Source organism: Draconibacterium sediminis, assembly GCF_000949475.1.
Lineage (GTDB): Bacteria > Bacteroidota > Bacteroidia > Bacteroidales > Prolixibacteraceae > Draconibacterium > Draconibacterium sediminis.
On the sequence record NZ_JRHC01000001.1, the window covers coordinates 2,166,989 to 2,185,980 of the forward strand.

Consider the following 18,992-nt stretch of genomic DNA (forward strand, 5'->3'; position numbering starts at 1 on the left):
TTAATGACTAAAAGAACCATAAATATCATTCTGATCTCGATCGGTACCATTGGATTTATTTCTATTTTTTGGTGGTTAAATGCCGATCCTACAAAAGATTTTACCGTTAATCTTGAAGGTGCCGATAACAGGGGGAAAGGAGTGCCTCCGCAAGATGTAACTATTGGTGAGCATTTCGAACAACTGGCCTCTGATTATGAGGTGCTGGAAGAAACGTGGACCAATTTTCGGGGTGCCGATTACGATAATATTTCAAAGTCGCCGGTAAAACTGGTGGAAAGTTTTGGGGCTGAAGGGCCAAAAATTCTTTGGTCGAAAACATTAGGTGAAGGACACTCAGGCGCTGCAATCTACAAAGGTTTGGCGTATGTGCTTGATTACGACGAAGAAGAGCGTGCCGATATTTTGCGCTGTTTTTCGGTGGTTACCGGAGAAGAGCAGTGGCGACGCGGTTACGATGTGGCCATAAAACGAAATCACGGAATGTCGCGAACAATTCCGGCAGTTACTGAAGACTACATTGTAACCATCGGACCCAAGTGCCATGTTATGTGTCTCGACCGTGAAACCGGAGATTTCCGCTGGGGGCTCGATGTAGTGAAAGAGTATCAGAATGAAATTCCTTTTTGGTATACCGGGCAGTGTCCGATAATCGACAATGGCGTTGCAATTATTGCCACCGGAGGTAGTAAAATGATGGTGGCTATTGATTGCGAAACCGGCGAGAAATTGTGGGAAACGCCAAATCCGGAAGGATGGAAAATGTCGCATTCATCAGTTATACCCTATACTTTTGGTGGCCGAAAAATGTATGTGTACAGTGCCATCGGAGGTTTACTTGGTGTGGCTGCCGACGGTCCTGATGCCGGGCAGATCTTGTGGGAAACATCTCAATGGAACCACTCGGTTGTTGCACCTTCGCCGGTTTGTATGCCCGACGGAAAGATATTTATGACCGCGGGTTATGGTGCCGGAAGTATGATGGTTCAACTATCGGAAAGTAATGGCGCTTTCTCTGCTGAGCCGCTTTACGAATATGCACCAAAAGATGGACTGGCTTGCGAGCAGCAAACACCGATTTTGTGGAATGGCTATTTGTTTGGTATCGTTCCGAAAGATGGAGGAGCCAACCGAAATCAGCTGATTTGTGTGAATCCAAATGATACCAGGAATGTGGTGTGGACAAGTGGTAAGGAAACCCGTTTTGGACTCGGGCCGTATTTTATTGCCGACAATAAAATGTTTATTCTGAGCGACGACGGAACCCTGACTATTGCACGCCCAAGCACCGAAAAATACATTCAGTTGGAACAGGTTAAAGTAATTGAAGACGGGCACGATGCCTGGGCTCCTTTTGCACTTGCCGACGGTTATTTGTTGCTGCGCGATGCAAAAACAATGATTTGTATTGATTTGAATGTGAACGGATAGAAAAGCATTAATGCAAATATATAGTCATGAAGAATAAAGGAATTGTACTATTTCTGATTGTACTGGCGGTGGTAATCGTTGGCATAATGGTGGTCGACTGGTACTCGAAGCGCCCGGATAACATGGAGGCCAATAAATTTGAGTTCAGTGTTGATGAGTTTCGAAACGTTCCGGAGGAGCTGGTGAAGTACAAAGAAACCCGGAATTTTAACCTGGGCTTTGTTTTGGCTGAAGCGCTGGAAGTTGCCAATAATAAAATATATGCAGTTGGCGATCAGGAACTGAAGATCGTTGATTTTTCAGGTACGCTGCTTGGCGAAGTTGGTTTTCTTGACGAACCCCACGGGCTGGATGTTGTTGGCGACACCATATATGTGGTTTTCGAGAAATTTGTGTGGATAGTTGATGAAACGGGCACTACCATTCATAAATGGGAAATTGAAGGAGAAGATACCTATTTAACTGCTGTGGCAGTTGAGGGAGAGGATATTATGGTTGCCGATGCCGGTAACCGACGCGTTCTGCGTTTTAATCACCAGGGAGAAATTGTGAATGAGTTTGAAGGAAAAACCGATGACGATTTAGCACACGGTTTTATAATTCCCAGCCCGTATTTCGACGTTGATATAAATGCTTACGGCGATTTGTGGGTGGCCAATCCGGGTATGCACACCATGGAAAATTACACCAAAGAAGGACGTTTGCGCGAGTTCTGGAAAGCTTCAGGAAATCAAACCGAAAATTTTAGCGGATGTTGTAATCCTGCTCATTTTTGCTTTTTGCCCGATGGCAGTTTTGTTACCAGCGAAAAAGGTTTGGTTCGTGTGAAGATCTACAAAGCCTCCGGAGAATTCAGCGGAGTTGTAGCACCACCGGCAAAATTCGATGAAAAAATTGAAGGACAGGCACCCGATGTGGCTGTCGACGACGAAGGAAATATTTATGCGCTTGATTTCGACAGAAATGTCTTACGTGTATTTGAACCAAAAATTTCAGAATAGATAATAGCTATTTTATGAAACGAAAAGAATTTATAAGAACAACAGGTCAGCTTTTACTTCTCGGAGGAATTACTGCTTCTGCAGGTAATTTGTTCGTGAATAAAAAAGTGTCTGCTGCTTGTTCGGTTTCCCCAACTTGTAAGAACTGTGGAAAAGTTTCAGCTTGTATAAATCCGGAGATTAAAGAGGAGCGGGGAGAAGTAGAAATAGCTCCAAAGTAATTTTGATTTTATAGCCCCGGGTTTTAACCCGGGGGAACGAGTGAAACGAGTAGGAAGGCGCTTTTGGTAAGTTGATTGAAAAGCAAAATTATCAAGCGCCGAAAAAGCAAACGTTGATTAGAAAGAACAAATGGAAAATAATAGCAAATCACAAAGCCGCCGGAAATTTATCCGTAACGGGGTACGCGCTTCCTTGTTATTATCGTTGGGCGCGGTAAGTGTTTCGGCACTTCGTAAGGTAAGTGGCGATGATTATGTGTGGCAGATCGATCCGTTTAAATGTACGCAGTGCGGCCGATGTGCAACCGAGTGTGTATTAAATCCTTCAGCCGTAAAATGTCTCCACGCTTTTGATTTGTGTGGTTACTGCGACCTTTGTGGCGGTTACCTGAAACCGGATGCAAACGCGCAAAGTACAGCTGCCGAAAACCAGTTATGCCCTACGGCAGCCATCGAACGTCGTTTTATCGAGGAACCCTATTTCGAATATCATATTAACGAGGATCTGTGCATTGGTTGTGCAAAATGTGTTGCCGGGTGTACTTCGTTTGGAAACGGGTCGATGCACCTGCAGATCATGCACCACATTTGTGTGAATTGCAACGAATGTTCCATCGCCAGGGTTTGCCCGTCCGACGCCATAAGCCGGGTAAAAGCCAGTGAAGCCTACAACGTAAAAGGCGATTTTACAAACAATCCTGAAGCCTGATATTAAAAATGAGAAATCAACTTAACCAAAATAAAAACCAAAATAGTTTCGGACTTCGAATTCCGGACATCAGACATAAGTTAAAGTACTTACTTTTTACTTTTGCCTTTTTCCTTTTCACTTTTAATTTGTCGGCGCAGAAACAACGGTTCCCAAAACCTGAATTCGATACCGGTTATACGCAACCAACGCCGGTAACACCCGAACCACGGGCACTGGCAATGGAATATTTCGATGTACTGGTACTGCTACTTGTGTTAGCGGCAGCAACTTATTTTGCCTTAAAAAGCCGCTCGCGACAAGGTATTTTGTGGCTTTCGGTCTTCACACTTGTTTATTTCGGCTTTTACCGGAACGGATGTATTTGCAGCATCGGTGCCATACAAAATGTTGCGCTCACCTTTTTCGATCCGGCCTATGTCATTTCGTTAACGGCACTGTTGTTTTTTGTTATTCCGCTTGTTGTTACGCTCTTTTTCGGGCGAACATTCTGTGCCGGAGCTTGTCCGTTAGGTGCCATTCAGGATTTGGTGGTGGTGAAACCGATAAGTTTGCCAAAGTGGTTAAATAAAACACTCGGGTTGATTCCGTATTTGTACCTGTCGCTGGCAGTGCTTTTTGCGGCTACCGGAACCGATTTTATCATTTGCCGCTACGATCCCTTCGTGGGCATTTTTCGTATGGATGCAAAATTCCTGATGATAGTTTTGGGTGTGGCCTTCCTTTTGATGGGAATGTTTGTTGCCCGTCCGTATTGCCGTTTTTTATGTCCTTATGGCGTGCTACTCAGCTGGATGTCGCGTTTTTCAAGCCGGCATCTAACTATCACACCATCAAAATGTATTCAGTGTAAATTGTGTACGCACTCGTGTCCGTTTGATGCCATTGATTTCCCAACCAATGAGAAAGAAGTCGTAAAATCAGGTCTGGGACCAAAACGCTTTATAACCTACGCTTTAGTAATTCCGTTGTGGGTCGCACTTGGGGTATTTGTAGGCGCAAAATCGCATACTTTCTTGTCGAAAGCCAATCAGGATGTATACCTGGCAGAATTGCTGATTGCACATCCTGAACTGCGAAATGATCCCGATAATATTGATGTACAGACTTTCCTTGCCTCCGGAAAACCGATGGAGCAGCTGGTAAGTGAAGCCACCGCAATTCGTGAGAAATTTTATATCGGAAGTATGATTGCCGGAGGATTTATGGGATTGGTAATCGGTATGACTTTACTGAATACGGTGGTGTTCCGTAAACGACAGGATTATGAACCTCATAAAGGAAATTGTTTCAGTTGCGCAAGGTGTGTGGATTATTGCCCTGTGGAAAAATAATGTTGAATAAAAAGAAGAACCAAAATAATGAACAACCAGGATAAACTAAAACTCTCGCATAACATAGCTTTAATTGCAGGTATTTTTTGTGCGGCTGTTGCACTGCTGCTCTTATTGAATTTTTGGCAGATTACAAAAACCGATCCCATTGAAAGTAAGGCTTTGGAAGCTTTGGTTCAACGGTTAAAAGACGATCGAAACAATGAGGAGTTAAAAGAGGAGATTCGCAATTTCGATTTACTGGCCCGTAAGGCATATTTTAACAGCCAGTGGCAGGTTGAAACTGGTGCCTACATGTTGCTGTTTGGTGCCATTGTACTGGCATTTGCACTGCGGGTTTATTACGCTGCAAAAAGTAAAATTGAAGAGCCTGAGAAAGTATTGGAAAATGAAATTGCCAGCCGTATAATTGCCCAAAAGGGAATTGTAATTGTTGGCGCCGCGGTTATGGTTTTGGCACTTCTGGCTTCTTATCTTTCGGTGAACCAGCTAAAATCGTACGATGCAACTGCTTTGGTAGCCGAAAACGAAACATCAGCAGAAGAGGCAATTGAGGTAATAAATGTAGCTCCGGCACAAACTGCTACCAACGAAGTTTCGGAAGAGGTAGCTGTAAACGAAACTACTGCTTCAGAAAATGTATCAGAGGTGCAATCTGAAGTAGCTTCTTCAGAAACAGTTGCAGAAACACCTGTTACAGAAACCAAACCGGCAGCTGCGTCATCAGGAATGACGCTTGCCGAACTTCAGAAAAATCATAACTCTTTCCGCGGTCCTTTGGCGCAGGGAGTGATTATGCATAAAAATATTCCAACCGAATGGGACGGTGCTGCCGGAACAAATGTGGTTTGGAAAGCTGAGGTGCCAAAACACGGATTCAACTCGCCGGTAATTTGGGGTGATAAACTGTTTGTGTCGGGTGCCGATAATGCCAGTCGCGAAGTTTACTGTTACAACCGTAACGATGGGAAACTGCTGTGGACCGGAGTGGCTGATAATATCTCAGGTTCACCGGCAACACCGCCGCGCGTTACCGAAGATACCGGTCTTTCCGCTCCAACTTTAACCACTGATGGCAACGCTGTTTTTGCCATTTTCGGAACCGGAGATCTAATTGCTTTCGATATGAATGGCAAACGTTTGTGGGCACGGAATCTGGGTGTTCCTGATAATCATTACGGACATTCATCATCGTTGATTAGCTGGAACGGAAAGCTTCTCGTTCAATACGATACCAACCGGGGAGGAAAAGTGATGGCTCTGGATAATAAATCAGGAGAAACGGTTTGGGAAACACAGCGTAATTCGAAGATTTCATGGGCAAGTCCGGTATTGGCTGAAGTTGATGGTAAGTATCAGCTCGTGTTAACCGCTGATCCGATTGTTGCCGGGTACGACGTGGAAACCGGAGAAGAACTTTGGTCGGTTGAATGTATGATGGGCGAAGTTGGTCCATCGGTTGGTTATGCCGATGGAATTGTGGTGGCTGCCAACGAATATGCACGAATGGTGGCTATTGATATTCGCACGCAGGAAGTACTTTGGGAAGACGATTTTTATCTGCCTGAAGCAGCGAGTATTTTGGCGCACGACGGATTGGTATTTGTCGCTACCAGTTATGGCGTTTTTGTTTGCTACGACCTGAAAGAGGGAGAATTGCTTTGGGAGGATGATTTTGGTTCGCCGGTCTACTCATCGCCTGTTTTTGCCGATGGGAAGGTGTATCTTATGGACAACGATGGAGTAATGCGTATCTACGAATTTTCAAGGGAATTGAAAAAGGTTGGCGAAAACGAATTGGGTGAAATGTCTGGCCCTACACCGGCTTTTGCTGATGGACGGATTTATATACGTGGAGAGAAAGACTTGTTTTGCATAGGGAAGTAGGACTTTTGAGGAGGAATAAATGATAAAAGAAAATAAATATATCGATCAGCTCATTCAGGAAAAAGGCGTAACAAAAAAGAGCCTGATTCCTATACTTCAGGCCATTCAGAAAGAGTACAATTATCTTCCTGAAGAAGTGTTGAGGTTGGTGGCTGATAAATCAGAGATTAGTCTGGCAGAGATAATTGGTGTGGCCAGTTTTTACTCACAGTTTCGCTTGCAGCCCGTTGGCGAGCACATGATAAAAGTGTGTGTGGGAACGGCTTGTCACGTAAAAGGTGCCGGTCAGGTTTACGACGCTTTTCGGCGCGAACTAAAGCTGGCGGAGGGTCAGGAAACAGAGGAGTCAGGAAAATATACGCTGGAGCAAGTTGCTTGTTTGGGCTGCTGTACGCTGGCGCCTGTAGTTCAGATCGATGAAACTACCTACGGTCATGTGGCTTCCGATCAGGTCGGTCAGGTAATTGCTGATTTTGAAAGCCTGAAAGGAATAAAAAAATCGAAAAAGGCACGCAAAGCTGACGGCTCCGAAATTCAGGGAGAGATTCGAATCGGGCTTGGATCGTGTTGTGTAGCCAGTGGTAGTAAGGAGATTCAGGAAGAAGTGGAGCACGTAGTAAACGAAAGTGGTTTGCGTGTGAGCCTAAAACATGTGGGCTGTGTGGGAATGTGCCACCAGGTGCCTTTGGTTGAAGTGGTGCCCAATGAAGGAGAAGCCAAACTCTACGCCAAAGTAAAACCCGAAGACGTAAAAAATATTGTAGAAAGCCATTTTCAGGCGCCGGGTTTGTTTACCCGTCTCAAAAATAAACTCTTACATACCGTTGAAGAGATTCAGACCGACCGTAACTGGGATGGAATTGAGCGCTACGAAATTAGCATGCGCGAAAAACCGGTAGCTTCATTTTTAGGAAAACAGATTCCTATTGCCACCGAATATCGTGGAATAATCAATCCACTCGATATTAATGAATACCTGAGCCGTGGAGGTTTTACTGCCGTGGAAAAGGTATTGAATAAAATGACACCCGAAGAGGTGATTCGCGAGGTAAAAGACAGCGGAATCAGAGGTCGTGGTGGAGCCGGTTTTCCATCTGGATTAAAATGGGAACTGGTAAAAAAACAGGAAGATCCTGAAAAATATATCATCTGTAATGGAGATGAGGGTGACCCTGGAGCTTTTATGGATCGTATGTTGCTCGAGTCGTATCCGTATCGGGTAATTGAGGGGATGATCATTGCAGCCTATGCTACGGGCATTAATCAGGGGTATTTTTATATCCGTGCCGAATATCCGCTGGCGGTAAAACGTATTCGCGAGGCGTTAACAATTTGCAAGGCTAAAAACTACCTGGGCAAAAATATATTGGGAAGTGGTTTTGATCTCGATCTGCAGATCTATGAAGGTGCCGGCGCTTTTGTTTGTGGCGAGGAAAGTGCACTTATTGCGTCGATTGAGGGAAATCGTGGTTTCCCGAGAATGCGCCCGCCGTTTCCGGCTGAGAGCGGTTTGTGGGGAAAACCAACCCTGGTAAACAACACCGAAACCTTGGCACAAATATCCTACATCCTGCGTGAGAGGGCTGAAGGATTTTCAAAAATCGGCTCAGGAAAAAGTACCGGAACTAAGGTTTTTGCCCTGGCTGGGAAAGTGGCTCGCGGCGGATTGATTGAGGTGCCGATGGGTATTACAATAAAACAGGTGATCGAAGAGATTGGTGGCGGAATCGCCAATGGCCGCCAATTTAAAGCGGTGCAGATCGGTGGTCCTTCGGGTGGTTGTATTCCGGCCGAACATTCCAACACGCCAATCGATTTTGAGTCGTTGGGAGAAATGGGAGCGATGATGGGCTCGGGTGGCCTTGTTGTGCTCGACGATACCGATTGTATGGTAGATATTGCCCGCTATTTCCTTTCGTTCACACAGGAAGAATCGTGCGGAAAATGTACCTTCTGCCGCGTTGGCACAAAACGAATGCTCGACATTCTTGATGGTATTGTTAGCGGGAAAGGCAAAAAAGGCGACATTGAAGAACTTGAGCATCTGGCGGAATGGACGAAAAAAGGAAGTCTTTGCGGACTCGGAAAAACAGCGCCAAACCCGGTGTTAAGTACCTTGAAACATTTCCGTGATGAATATGAAGCACATATTAACGGTACATGCCCCACCGGAAAATGTGCGGAGCTGATCACTTACTCGGTAAACGACGAGTGTATCGGTTGTACCAAGTGTGTGCAAAAATGTCCGGTTGATGCGATTCCATTTACGCCACACGAGAAACACAGCATTGATACAGAACTGTGTATAAAATGTGATGCATGCCGGGCTGCCTGTCCGGTTGATGCCATTGATGTGAAATAAGTTGTATAGTATTTGAAGTGATCCAGTATACAGAAACGAGTATCCAGTATTCAGAAACAAATGATTAAACTAAAAATAAATAACAAAGTAGTTGAGGTTGAACAAGGAACTTCGGTGATGAAAGCGGCGCAGCAGCAGGGATTTGAGATCCCGAATATGTGTTGGCACGACGAGCTGGAGCACTTTACTTCCTGCATGCTTTGTATGGTAAAAGACCACAAAAACGGAAGGCTTTACCCGTCCTGTTCGGTAAAAGCAGTGGAAGGGATGGAGGTGATTACTGATGATCAGGAGATCGCCGAATCGCGAAAAACGGCCTTGGAATTGCTGTTAAGCGAACATGTTGGCGATTGTGAAGGGCCATGCCAGATAGCTTGTCCGGCGCACATGGATATTCCGCGAATGAACCGGTTGATTGCTGCCGGAAAATTTGACGAAGCGCTGGCTGTGGTTAAAAAAGACATTGCTTTGCCTGCTGTGTTAGGACGTATTTGTCCGGCTCCCTGCGAAGGTGCCTGCCATCGAAAAACGGTTGATGAACCTGTATCAATTTGTTTATTGAAACGAATAGTGGGAGATAATGGCCTCGAACCAACAGCTCCGGACGTTGAAAAAACAGGCAAAAAAGTAGCTGTAATTGGTGCCGGTCCGGCCGGATTAGCGGCGGCCTATTACATGCAACTAAAAGGAATAGATGTAACGCTGTTTGATAAAAATGAAAAAGCCGGAGGTCTGCTTCGCACCGAATTGAGTGAAGAAGTTTTGCCAATGGATGTATTGGATAAAGAAATTGAGGCGATTATAAAAACCGGGGTTGAATTTCGTGGAGGACAGTCGATTGGTGCAGCTGAGTTTGAACAGTTGAAAAAGGATTTTGATGCTATAGTTCTGGCATCGGGTACGATTACTGACGATTCAGAAAAGTATGGTTTAAAAGCCAATCCAAAAGGAATCGACGCAGATAAAACAACTTATCAAACTTCCGATGAAAAGGTTTTTGCTATCGGCAATGTTTTGCGTTCATCAAGGTTGGCAGTTCGTTCGGTTGGTCAAGGTAAAGAAGTGGCTTTTTCAGTCATGCAGTATTTGGCCGGTCAGGAGATAAAAGGTGAGCCGCGTTTATTTAATTCGCGTTTTGGAAAAATGGTTGCCGACGAGTTTGCCGAATACCTGAAAGAGTCGGTGGAAGGTAAACGGAAGATTCCGGAACAAGGAAAGAATGCCGGTTTTACAAGGGAAGAAGCGATTGCTGAGGCAAAGCGGTGTTTGCATTGCGATTGCCGCGCTATAGATAATTGTAAACTGCGTGAATATTCCGACCAATACCAGGTAGATCAGAAACGCTTTAAAACCAGCGAACGCCGAAAGATTACAAAAGAGATCAATCATGATGTGGTGATTTACGAACCACAAAAGTGTATTAAATGCGGAATTTGTGTGCGCCTCACTGGGAAATACAAGGAGAAGTTTGGTTTTACTTTTATTGGCAGAGGTTTTGATGTGGAGATTGGCGTTCCGTTTAATGAAGACCTGAAATTAGGATTGACCGAAACAGCACGAAAAGTTGCTGACGGTTGTCCAACCGGAGCGATTTCGTTGAAGAATGATGAATGAAGAATGTCGATTAACGATTTGAGATTGAGTCGGCAGTTGGCAAATTGCAATAGGCAAAACGCTATTGTGTCCTTATGTGTCTATGTGGTTCAAAAAAGAACGAAGAGTGTTGAGTAGCGATTTTAGTAGTAAATCTACAATCGAAATTCGTTAATCAATATTCGCAAATCAAAAATTTATGAAGTATTGGATAGTTACTTTTTTTATAATACTGAGTTTTGGAGCTGTTGCTCAGCCTTCCGATTCGTGGCCCATTTTTCGCGGAGAGCAGCATCTTACTGGAGTTTCGAAAACGATGCTGCCAGATGCTCCGGATCTATTATGGGTTTTCGAAACCGGTGATAATATCAAATCAGCACCGGTAGTAGCGAACAATAAAGTGGTGATCGGTTCTACCGATGGTATTGTTTATTGTATTGATACTTCAGGTGAATTGTTGTGGAAATTCAATACCGAAAATTCGATTGAAGCGCCTGCACTTATTCTTGACAATACGGTATACGTTGGGAATTTGGATGGTATGCTATTCGCACTAAATCTCGATAATGGCGAAAAACTCTGGGATTATGAATGTGAAAACCAGATCGTAGGCTCGGCAAACTGGTGGACAGAAGGTGGAACAACCTATATTTTTATGGGCAGTTACGATTATTACCTGCATTGTGTTGACGCCAAAACCGGTGAGCTGAAATGGAAATACGAGTCTGATAATTTCATCAACGGAGCAGCGGCCTGTGCCAATGGAAAGGCCATTTTTGGTGGCTGCGACGGCTATCTTCACGTGGTTGACGTAACAACAGGTAAGCTGGTGAAAAAAATTGATGTGGCAACATATGTAGCCGGATCGGTTACCATTGAAAACGATAAAGCTTATGTGGGCGATTACGATGGCCGCTTTTTTCAGGTGGATATAAAAAATGATAAAACAACCTGGGAGTGGTCCGACGAAAAAACCAACCTACAGTTTATTGCATCGCCGGCTTTGTTAGGCGATAAAGTATTAACGGCCAATCACAACAAGTTTTTATACTGTTTCAATAAAAATACAGGAGAGAAACTTTGGGAATACAACACCGGTCGACAGGTGGAAGCCTCTCCGCTAATTGTTAAAAATAAGGTAGTTGTGGCAAATGTGCGTGGCGATTTGGCCATTGTGAACCTTTCGGATGGAAAGCCTGTTTGGACTTATGAAATAGGAAGCCAGATCATTAGTAATCCTGCGGTTGCCAACGGAAAGCTCTTTGTTGGAGCTTACGATGGCAACATTTATTGTTTTGGCGAATAATTGCCCTTTCATTCTTCCGGCTTCTAAATATTTAGCGCATGAATATAATTCAAATCATACCCGGATCAGGTGGCAGCTTTTATTGCGGTAATTGTCTGCGCGACAGCAAATATGTAGATGCCTTACGAAAACTGGATCATCAGGTGGTAAAAATCCCCATGTATTTGCCGCTTTTTTCCGATGAACACGACATCTCCGATATCCCGATTTTTTATGGGGCAATAAGTACTTATCTCAAGCAGGTTTATCCTTTTTTCAGAAAAGCACCGGCTTGGTTCGATAAGCTGCTGAATTCAAAACCCATGATGAAAATGGCTGCTTCTATGGCAGGTTCAACCCGTGCAAAAGGACTGGAAGATATGACCATTTCGATGTTACTGGGCGAACAGGGCGAGCAAAAGGAAGAGCTGGAAAAAATGGTTGATTGGATTGCTGAGCACTGCAAACCCGATGTTATCCATATTTCGAATGCTTTGTTGCTTGGTTTGGCCAAACGTTTGAAAGAAAAGGTTGGTGTTCCGGTGGTTTGTTCGCTTCAGGATGAGGATGTTTGGGTTGATGCCATGCAACCACAGTTTCAGCAGCCAATTTGGGATTTAATGCATGAACGTGCCGAAGATGTGGATGCGTTGGTTGCCGTCAGTAATTATTTTGCCGGTGAGATGAAAAAACGCATGCGCCTCGACGGTAAAAAGGTGCACACATTTTATCTGGGAGTTGATGTGGAGGATTATCCATACATCCCGGTTAAGGAGAAGCCGAAAAATGTTGGTTATATTTCGAGAATGTGCCACAAAGACGGTTTCGATATTGTGGTGGATGCTTTTATCGAATTGAAAAAGAAAGCCGGCTTTGAGGAGGTGAAACTGATTGCCACAGGAGGTTTGACCGGCGATGATAAAAAGTTTTTTAAAGAGCAAAAACAGAAGCTGAAAGAGGCTGGTTTATTGCATCAATTTGAGGTGGTGGAAGAGTTTGAAGGAGCTGCCCGTCACGAATTTTTTAAGCAGGTTTCTATGATCTCTGTCCCGGTTCGTATAGGCGAGGCATTCGGCATGTATTTACTTGAAGCAATGGCATCGGGAGTTCCGGTGGTGCAGCCTGCTTTGGGAGCATTTCCTGAGATTGTAGATGTTTCTGGTGGAGGACTGATTTATTCGCCAAATACACCTGAAAAATTAAGTGAAAGCTGGGCAGAACTATTAAATGATCCTGAAAAACTGGAAAAACTGAGCCTGGCCGGATACGAAGGAACCGGAAAGAATTTTAATATACATAACCATGCAGCCGAGATTGTTGAGCTGTACGAAACCCTTCGACTGCGCTCAGGGTGACGTCATCCTGAGCGGAGTCGAAGGATGAATTCAACCTAAAATATTTATATGAAAACATTCTATGTATATATTGTGAAATGCAGCGACGAAAGTTATTATGTTGGTGTTACGAATGATATAGAACGAAGGTTGGAGGAACATAATAAGGGGATATCTGCAAATAGTTATACCTATAAAAGAAGACCGGTAAAACTGGTTTTTTATGAAACCTATAATGATTTTCAAATTGCGGAGCAATGGGAAAAGAGACTGAAAGGTTGGTCAAGAAAGAAAAAGGAAGCATTGATTGAGAAAAACTGGAAGAAATTAAAAGAGTACTCTGCTTGCAGGAATGTGTCTCATTTTTCTAATTTTAAGGATAATAACACAAACTAAATACAACACCCTTCGACTACGCTCAGGGTGACAATACTATGCTATTACAACTAAAACAAATTTCAAAAGGTTACGGAAAATCCGGCGCTCACAGCTTTCGTCCGGTATTAAAAGAGCTCGATCTTGAATTGGAGAAAGGACAAAAAGTGGCTATAATCGGACCAAGTGGATCAGGTAAAACAACTTTGCTGAATTTGGTGGGAGCACTGGATACACCCGATTCCGGTGAAGTCATGTTTAACGGTACCAACATTACCGGGTTTAACTCAACCCAACTGGCAGCCTTTCGCAACAAGAATCTCGGTTTTGTATTTCAATTGCACCATTTAATGCCGCAGTTGAGTTTGTGGGAAAATGTGTTGCTTCCGCTTTTACCACAGGGAAAAGTTACGAAGGAACAAAAGGACTGGGCAGAATACCTTATTAAAAAGGTTGGTATTTCAGATCAGCGTAATCAGAAACCATCAGAAATGTCGGGAGGTGAGTGTCAACGCACTGCTGTGGTTCGTGCGCTAATCAATAAACCTGAGTTGATTCTCGCCGATGAGCCAACCGGTGCATTGGATGAGGGCAATGCCAATGCACTTTCTGAACTGCTTGTTCATCTCAGTGAAGAGGAAGGCGTAACGCTGGTTACAGTAACTCACTCAGCAGAGTTAGCCCAAAAAATGGATACAAAATATTTACTACGAAACGGTAAACTGGAAAAAGAATAATCTCCCCTTTGAGGGGAGTACGGCAAAGCCGGGAGGGGTGATTATGACCAAATTTCAATACATAATAAAATCTTTTCTTCACTATTTTAAAGCCAACTTGTTGGTGGCAATTGGTGTGGCTATCAGCACGATGGTTTTAACCGGCTCGCTTGTGATTGGCGATTCGGTAAGGCACAGTTTAACCCAGGCAACCTTTTATCGTTTGGGCGAAACAACGCATTTGGTTGCGGTAAAAGAGCGCTATTTTCGTCAGGAAATGGCTGCGGAGATGGAAACTGCAAATCCTGATCTGAAAGCTACTTCGGTGCTTTTATTGGAGGGAATGGCTGTAGCTGATGGTGGTCTGGAACGAGCGAATAAAGTTCAGGTGGTTGGCGTTAATACCGATTTTGAGGAGATCGCAAACACACCGTTTTTTGCAGAATTACAAAATAACGAAATTGCCATAAGTGAAAACCTGGCAGAGCGTCTGCAAAAAGGTGCCGGCGATAATATCCTGGTTCGTATAAAGAAAGCCAGTTTAATTCCTATGAACGCTCCCTTTGTATCGGCTGAAGAAACAAGTGTGGCCTTACGCGCAACCATAAAAAAAGTGGTTGGCAAAGAGGAGTTGGGGCGTTTTAGTTTGAAAAACTCGCAGACGGCACCATACAATATTTTTATGTCGATTGAACGTCTCAACCGATTAATGGAATTTGAAGGAAAGGCGAACCAGATCCTGGTTTCTACAGAGCTGGAAACAGAAGTGGTTTCTGAAGTAGTGAATACCTGTTTAACGCCCGCTGATGCAGGATTAACGTTGAAGAAATTAGATAATGGACGAGAGGTGGAAATTTCTACCGAGCGGGTTTTTATGGAGCCAAAAATTTCGGATCTGCTTGGAAGTTTGCCAGGCGCAGATATGATTTTGACCTACTTTGTAAACGCAATCGACCATAATCAATCTTCGGTTCCCTATTCATTTGTGTCATCGGTGAACGATCCAAAACTGACTCCAAATGAGATAATTTTGAACCGTTGGGCGGCAGATGATTTTAATGCGAACATAGGAGATACCATTCGTTTGCAGTATTTTGAGATTGGCCCTTTGCGCCAGTTGGTGAATAGGGAAGCAGCCTTTGTTTTAAAGGAGATTGTTCCAATGGATTCTCCATTGGCAGATCCAACGCGTGTGCCTCATTTGCCTGGATTATCCGATGCCGGTCATTGCCGTGAATGGGAAGCCGGTGTACCTATAAATTTGGATGCTATCCGCGAAAAAGACGAAAAATACTGGGACGACAACAAAGGCACACCAAAGGCTTTTATTTCAACAGAAAGTGCTTTGCGGTTGTGGTCCAATCGTTTTGGTGACTACACGGCTGTGCGCTTTCCCGCCGAAACATTTAGTGAGGATGCATATAAAAAGGAATTTGCTGCAGCTATTTCGCCGGCGGATTTGGGAATGATCGTTGAACCAATTCGTGAACAGGGAGTGCACGCTGCTCAAAACGGTACCGATTTTAGCGGACTGTTCATTGGTTTAAGCTTTTTTATCCTGGTTGCTTCAATAATTCTAACGGCATTGCTTTTCCGTTTGAATCTTGAAAGCCGTTCAACACAAATCGGGCTACTTGTCGCTCTTGGATTTCAGCAAAAACAAATCCGAAGTTTCTACCTGTACGAAGGTTTTGTGGTTTCGCTGTTTGGAGGAGTTGTTGGATTGGTGATTTCCTATTTTTATACCACGCTGGTTTTCCGCATATTAAATTCGTTGTGGTTCGACATTGTTCGTACCAATGTGCTCGAAATTCAATTGTTGCCATCTACATTGCTAATCGGATTAGTTATCAGTTTGGTGGTTTCGTTGGGTGCCATTGCCATTTCATTACGTCGCTTTCAAAAACAAAAAGCTGTTGAATTGCAAAAGCAGATAGCGGTTAAAGAAAGCCACCTGAAAACACGTCTGCTGAATGGTGTGTTGTGGGGAGCATTAGCAATGTCGGTTGTAGTTTTTGTTATGCAATTGTTTGCCAAACAAGCCGATGCATCCATGTTTTTTATGTCTGGCGGATTAATGTTGCTTGGATTGTTATTGCTGTTCAGAAAGTTGTTGCAAAATCGGGAAGCTAAAAAATCCCGCGAATTTCAGTTTAGTCAGTTGTCTGCCATAAATCTTACCCGAAATATCAGTCGGTCGACTACCATTGTTACGCTTTTTGCTTTGGGAACATTTATCGTTATTTCAACGGGTTCGTACAAAATGGATTTGATAGCCGGCGCGAACAAACAAACAAGTGGCACCGGTGGCTTTTTGTATTTTGCCGAAACTACTATGCCCGTTCTTTTTGATATTAACAACGAGGCAAAGAGGGCAGAAGAAGGAATTTACGAAGACTTTGATGTGGTGCAGTTCCGCAAAGTGGATGGCGACGATGCAAGTTGCCTGAACCTGAATCGTATTGCACAGCCTGCAATTCTCGGTGTTGATGCAGAAAACCTGGCCGGCCGGTTTGATTTTGCTGCAAAAATGAAAAGTTTGGAAGTTGATCCATGGCTAAGTATGGAAAAGGATTTTGACGATGGGACTATTCCAGCCATAGCCGATCAAACGGTTATTCAGTGGGGACTCGGCATGAAAGTGGGTGATGTTTTATTGTACCAGAATGAACTGGGCGATACCCTAAAGTTGAAGCTGATCGCCGGAACAAAACCATCTGTTTTTCAGGGTTATGTTATTATTTCGAACAAACATTTTCTAAAAAACTACCCAAGCAGTTCAGGATCGAATATATTTTTGGTGGATGGTGATGCCGAAAATGAAGTAGCGATCGGCGACGAGTTGCAATCGGTATTCCGTGATTATGGATGGGAAATGGAAAGTGCGGCAAAACGATTGGTTGAGTTTTATTCTGTAACCAACACCTATTTATCGATATTTCTGGCACTTGGTGCTTTGGGATTAATTCTCGGAACCATTGGGCTGGCTGTTATTCTGGCCCGAACCATTTTAGAGCGTCGGCGGGAAATTGCATTGATGCAGGCCATTGGATTTACAAAAAACTCCGTATTTGAATTGTTGAGAAATGAATATTTGTTGCTGCTGGTGTCAGGCGTTTTGCTTGGTTTTGTTACAGCCGTTGTGGCAACTTTACCGGCATTTTTGTCTACCAATACCGATGCTTCATTTTCAACAGTAGCAATTGTTTTAGCGCTGATTCTTGTGAACGGAGTGATTTGGATTACCGGATTAAGCTGGTTTTCGCTGCAAAAGAAATCGCTGATCAATGATCTTAAAACAGAATAGTTAGGGCGGAAAGTTACAATTTCGAGCTGGGAAATAATCGGTTTTTCGTTTAATGTAAACAAATTGTTGTATTGCACTTTTCATTAAAACCTTTCAGAATGAGCATTTGTTGCAGTGGTAAAAGTTACAGAAATGCCAGTAAATATACCCGAGACAGCTCAGAAGAGAGTCGTAATTATAGGAGCCGGTTTTGCCGGATTGCGTTTAGCCCGTAAATTATTTAAACACAATTTTCAGGTAGTACTGATTGATCGGAATAACTACCATCAGTTTCAGCCGCTGTTTTACCAGGTGGCAACATCGGGGCTGGAGCCAAGTTCAATTTCATTTCCGCTGCGAAAAGTATTTCAGAAATCAGAGAATGTATTTATTCGGATTGCCGAAGTTAGAAGAATCATGTCTGAAAAGAAGTTGATTGACACAACATTGGGCACAGTTTGGTACGATTACCTGATAATTGCAACCGGAGCCACCACCAATTTTTTTGGAATGGAAAGTTTTGAAACCAACAGTATTCCAATGAAATCGGTTTCTGAAGCTTTGTTTTTACGTAATACTTTGCTCGAGAATTTTGAAAAAGCAGTTACCATTCGCGATGAGGAAGAAGTTAGGCGTCTGCTAAATATTGTGGTAGTTGGCGGTGGCCCGACTGGCGTGGAGGTTTGTGGTGCGCTGGCAGAAATGAAAAAGTTTGTTTTGCCAAAAGATTACCCCGAGCTTGATTTTAACCTGATGAATATAACGCTGGTGGAAGCGAATACTCATTTATTGGCAGGAATGACGGAGGTAGCGGGCAAAAAAGCTCTTGATTATCTTGCCAATCTGGGGGTTGAAGTAAAACTGAAACACAAGGTTGAAAAATACGATGGAAACACGGTTGAGCTGGAAGATCAGGAAAATCTTGAAACGAGGTCGCTTATTTGGGCGGCGGGCGTAAAAGGACAAATGCCCTCCGGAATTAAAAAAGAAAATGTGGTTCGTGGAAATCGTATAAAAGTAGATGCTTATAACCGGATTGATGGCTGCGAAAATATTTTTGCCATTGGCGATATTGCCTACATGGAAACAAAGGCTTATCCGCAAGGGCATCCTCAGGTGGCACAGGTGGCATTGCAACAGGCCAATTGTCTGGCTGAAAACCTGAAGAAGATGCAGAGGAAAAAGGATCTGGTTCCGTTTAAATATCGCGATAAGGGATCAATGGCAACTGTTGGAAGAAACAGGGCAGTGGTTGACCTGCCTCATTTGCGTTTTGCCGGATTCCCTGCCTGGCTGGTGTGGATGTTTGTGCATTTAATGTCGATAGTGGGCGTAAAAAACCGACTGGTAATATTTATTAACTGGTTATGGAATTATATGACTTACGACCAGTCGCTTCGTCTGATTATCCGGCCTTCTGCTAAAAGTGTTGAGTGGCAAAAACGTCAGAAATAGGTG

Annotated in this window: 14 protein-coding genes; all 14 read left to right on the plus strand. The window is 43.7% G+C overall.

Annotation, left to right across the window (positions count from 1 at the left end; translation table 11 throughout):
* Positions 1–3: 3 nt before the first annotated feature.
* The 14 genes from LH29_RS08435 to LH29_RS08500 all read left to right on the plus strand — a co-directional run bounded on the left by LH29_RS08435 (position 4) and on the right by LH29_RS08500 (position 18,989).
* A complete protein-coding gene (locus LH29_RS08435; RefSeq protein WP_045027690.1) occupies positions 4–1,431 on the plus strand; it encodes an outer membrane protein assembly factor BamB family protein in 1,428 nt (475 codons plus the stop codon).
* A gap of 26 nt (positions 1,432–1,457) precedes the next feature.
* A complete protein-coding gene (locus LH29_RS08440) occupies positions 1,458–2,432 on the plus strand; it encodes an NHL repeat-containing protein (protein ID WP_045027692.1) in 975 nt (324 codons plus the stop codon).
* Between the two features lie 14 nt (positions 2,433–2,446).
* A complete protein-coding gene (locus LH29_RS08445) occupies positions 2,447–2,653 on the plus strand; it encodes a hypothetical protein (protein ID WP_045027695.1) in 207 nt (68 codons plus the stop codon).
* Between the two features lie 130 nt (positions 2,654–2,783).
* Positions 2,784–3,362 (plus strand): 4Fe-4S dicluster domain-containing protein, encoded by a 579-nt coding sequence (locus LH29_RS08450; protein WP_045027697.1) that lies wholly within the window; start codon positions 2,784–2,786, stop codon positions 3,360–3,362.
* A gap of 8 nt (positions 3,363–3,370) precedes the next feature.
* Positions 3,371–4,696: a 4Fe-4S binding protein gene (locus LH29_RS08455; protein ID WP_052670697.1), complete on the plus strand. Its 1,326-nt coding sequence runs from the start codon at positions 3,371–3,373 to the stop codon at positions 4,694–4,696.
* 27 nt (positions 4,697–4,723) lie between these two features.
* Positions 4,724–6,583 carry an outer membrane protein assembly factor BamB family protein gene (locus tag LH29_RS08460; RefSeq protein WP_052670698.1) on the plus strand — a complete coding sequence of 620 codons (1,860 nt, stop codon included), beginning with the start codon at positions 4,724–4,726 and terminating at the stop codon, positions 6,581–6,583.
* Between the two features lie 19 nt (positions 6,584–6,602).
* The gene (locus tag LH29_RS08465; protein ID WP_082063497.1) at positions 6,603–8,945 is read left to right on the plus strand and encodes an NAD(P)H-dependent oxidoreductase subunit E; all 2,343 of its coding nucleotides are present in this window, start codon (positions 6,603–6,605) and stop codon (positions 8,943–8,945) included.
* 60 nt (positions 8,946–9,005) lie between these two features.
* A complete protein-coding gene (locus LH29_RS08470; protein ID WP_045027700.1) occupies positions 9,006–10,559 on the plus strand; it encodes an FAD-dependent oxidoreductase in 1,554 nt (517 codons plus the stop codon).
* Positions 10,560–10,737: 178 nt separating this feature from the next.
* A complete protein-coding gene (locus tag LH29_RS08475; protein ID WP_045027703.1) occupies positions 10,738–11,844 on the plus strand; it encodes an outer membrane protein assembly factor BamB family protein in 1,107 nt (368 codons plus the stop codon).
* 38 nt (positions 11,845–11,882) lie between these two features.
* A complete protein-coding gene (locus LH29_RS08480) occupies positions 11,883–13,178 on the plus strand; it encodes a glycosyltransferase family 4 protein (RefSeq protein WP_045027706.1) in 1,296 nt (431 codons plus the stop codon).
* Positions 13,179–13,226: 48 nt separating this feature from the next.
* The gene (locus LH29_RS08485) at positions 13,227–13,553 is read left to right on the plus strand and encodes a GIY-YIG nuclease family protein (RefSeq protein WP_045027709.1); all 327 of its coding nucleotides are present in this window, start codon (positions 13,227–13,229) and stop codon (positions 13,551–13,553) included.
* Positions 13,554–13,591: 38 nt separating this feature from the next.
* A complete protein-coding gene (locus LH29_RS08490) occupies positions 13,592–14,269 on the plus strand; it encodes an ABC transporter ATP-binding protein (RefSeq protein WP_045027712.1) in 678 nt (225 codons plus the stop codon).
* Between the two features lie 43 nt (positions 14,270–14,312).
* The gene (locus LH29_RS08495) at positions 14,313–17,555 is read left to right on the plus strand and encodes an FtsX-like permease family protein (RefSeq protein WP_045027714.1); all 3,243 of its coding nucleotides are present in this window, start codon (positions 14,313–14,315) and stop codon (positions 17,553–17,555) included.
* A gap of 132 nt (positions 17,556–17,687) precedes the next feature.
* Complete coding sequence (locus LH29_RS08500) at positions 17,688–18,989, plus strand: NAD(P)/FAD-dependent oxidoreductase (RefSeq protein ID WP_045029043.1); 1,302 nt, start codon at positions 17,688–17,690, stop codon at positions 18,987–18,989.
* Positions 18,990–18,992 lie beyond the last annotated feature (3 nt).

Bases quoted from the DNA above. Each gene is read 5' to 3' on its own strand.
- LH29_RS08440 (WP_045027692.1), top strand. From the start codon at position 1,458: ATGAAGAATAAAGGAATTGTACTATTTCTGATTGTACTGGCGGTGGTA.
- LH29_RS08490 (WP_045027712.1), top strand. From the start codon at position 13,592: ATGCTATTACAACTAAAACAAATTTCAAAAGGTTACGGAAAATCCGGC.
- LH29_RS08495 (WP_045027714.1), top strand. From the start codon at position 14,313: ATGACCAAATTTCAATACATAATAAAATCTTTTCTTCACTATTTTAAA.
- LH29_RS08480 (WP_045027706.1), top strand. From the start codon at position 11,883: ATGAATATAATTCAAATCATACCCGGATCAGGTGGCAGCTTTTATTGC.
- LH29_RS08455 (WP_052670697.1), top strand. From the start codon at position 3,371: ATGAGAAATCAACTTAACCAAAATAAAAACCAAAATAGTTTCGGACTT.
- LH29_RS08460 (WP_052670698.1), top strand. From the start codon at position 4,724: ATGAACAACCAGGATAAACTAAAACTCTCGCATAACATAGCTTTAATT.
- LH29_RS08470 (WP_045027700.1), top strand. From the start codon at position 9,006: ATGATTAAACTAAAAATAAATAACAAAGTAGTTGAGGTTGAACAAGGA.
- LH29_RS08485 (WP_045027709.1), top strand. From the start codon at position 13,227: ATGAAAACATTCTATGTATATATTGTGAAATGCAGCGACGAAAGTTAT.
- LH29_RS08475 (WP_045027703.1), top strand. From the start codon at position 10,738: ATGAAGTATTGGATAGTTACTTTTTTTATAATACTGAGTTTTGGAGCT.
- LH29_RS08500 (WP_045029043.1), top strand. From the start codon at position 17,688: ATGCCAGTAAATATACCCGAGACAGCTCAGAAGAGAGTCGTAATTATA.
- LH29_RS08450 (WP_045027697.1), top strand. From the start codon at position 2,784: ATGGAAAATAATAGCAAATCACAAAGCCGCCGGAAATTTATCCGTAAC.
- LH29_RS08465 (WP_082063497.1), top strand. From the start codon at position 6,603: ATGATAAAAGAAAATAAATATATCGATCAGCTCATTCAGGAAAAAGGC.
- LH29_RS08445 (WP_045027695.1), top strand. From the start codon at position 2,447: ATGAAACGAAAAGAATTTATAAGAACAACAGGTCAGCTTTTACTTCTC.
- LH29_RS08435 (WP_045027690.1), top strand. From the start codon at position 4: ATGACTAAAAGAACCATAAATATCATTCTGATCTCGATCGGTACCATT.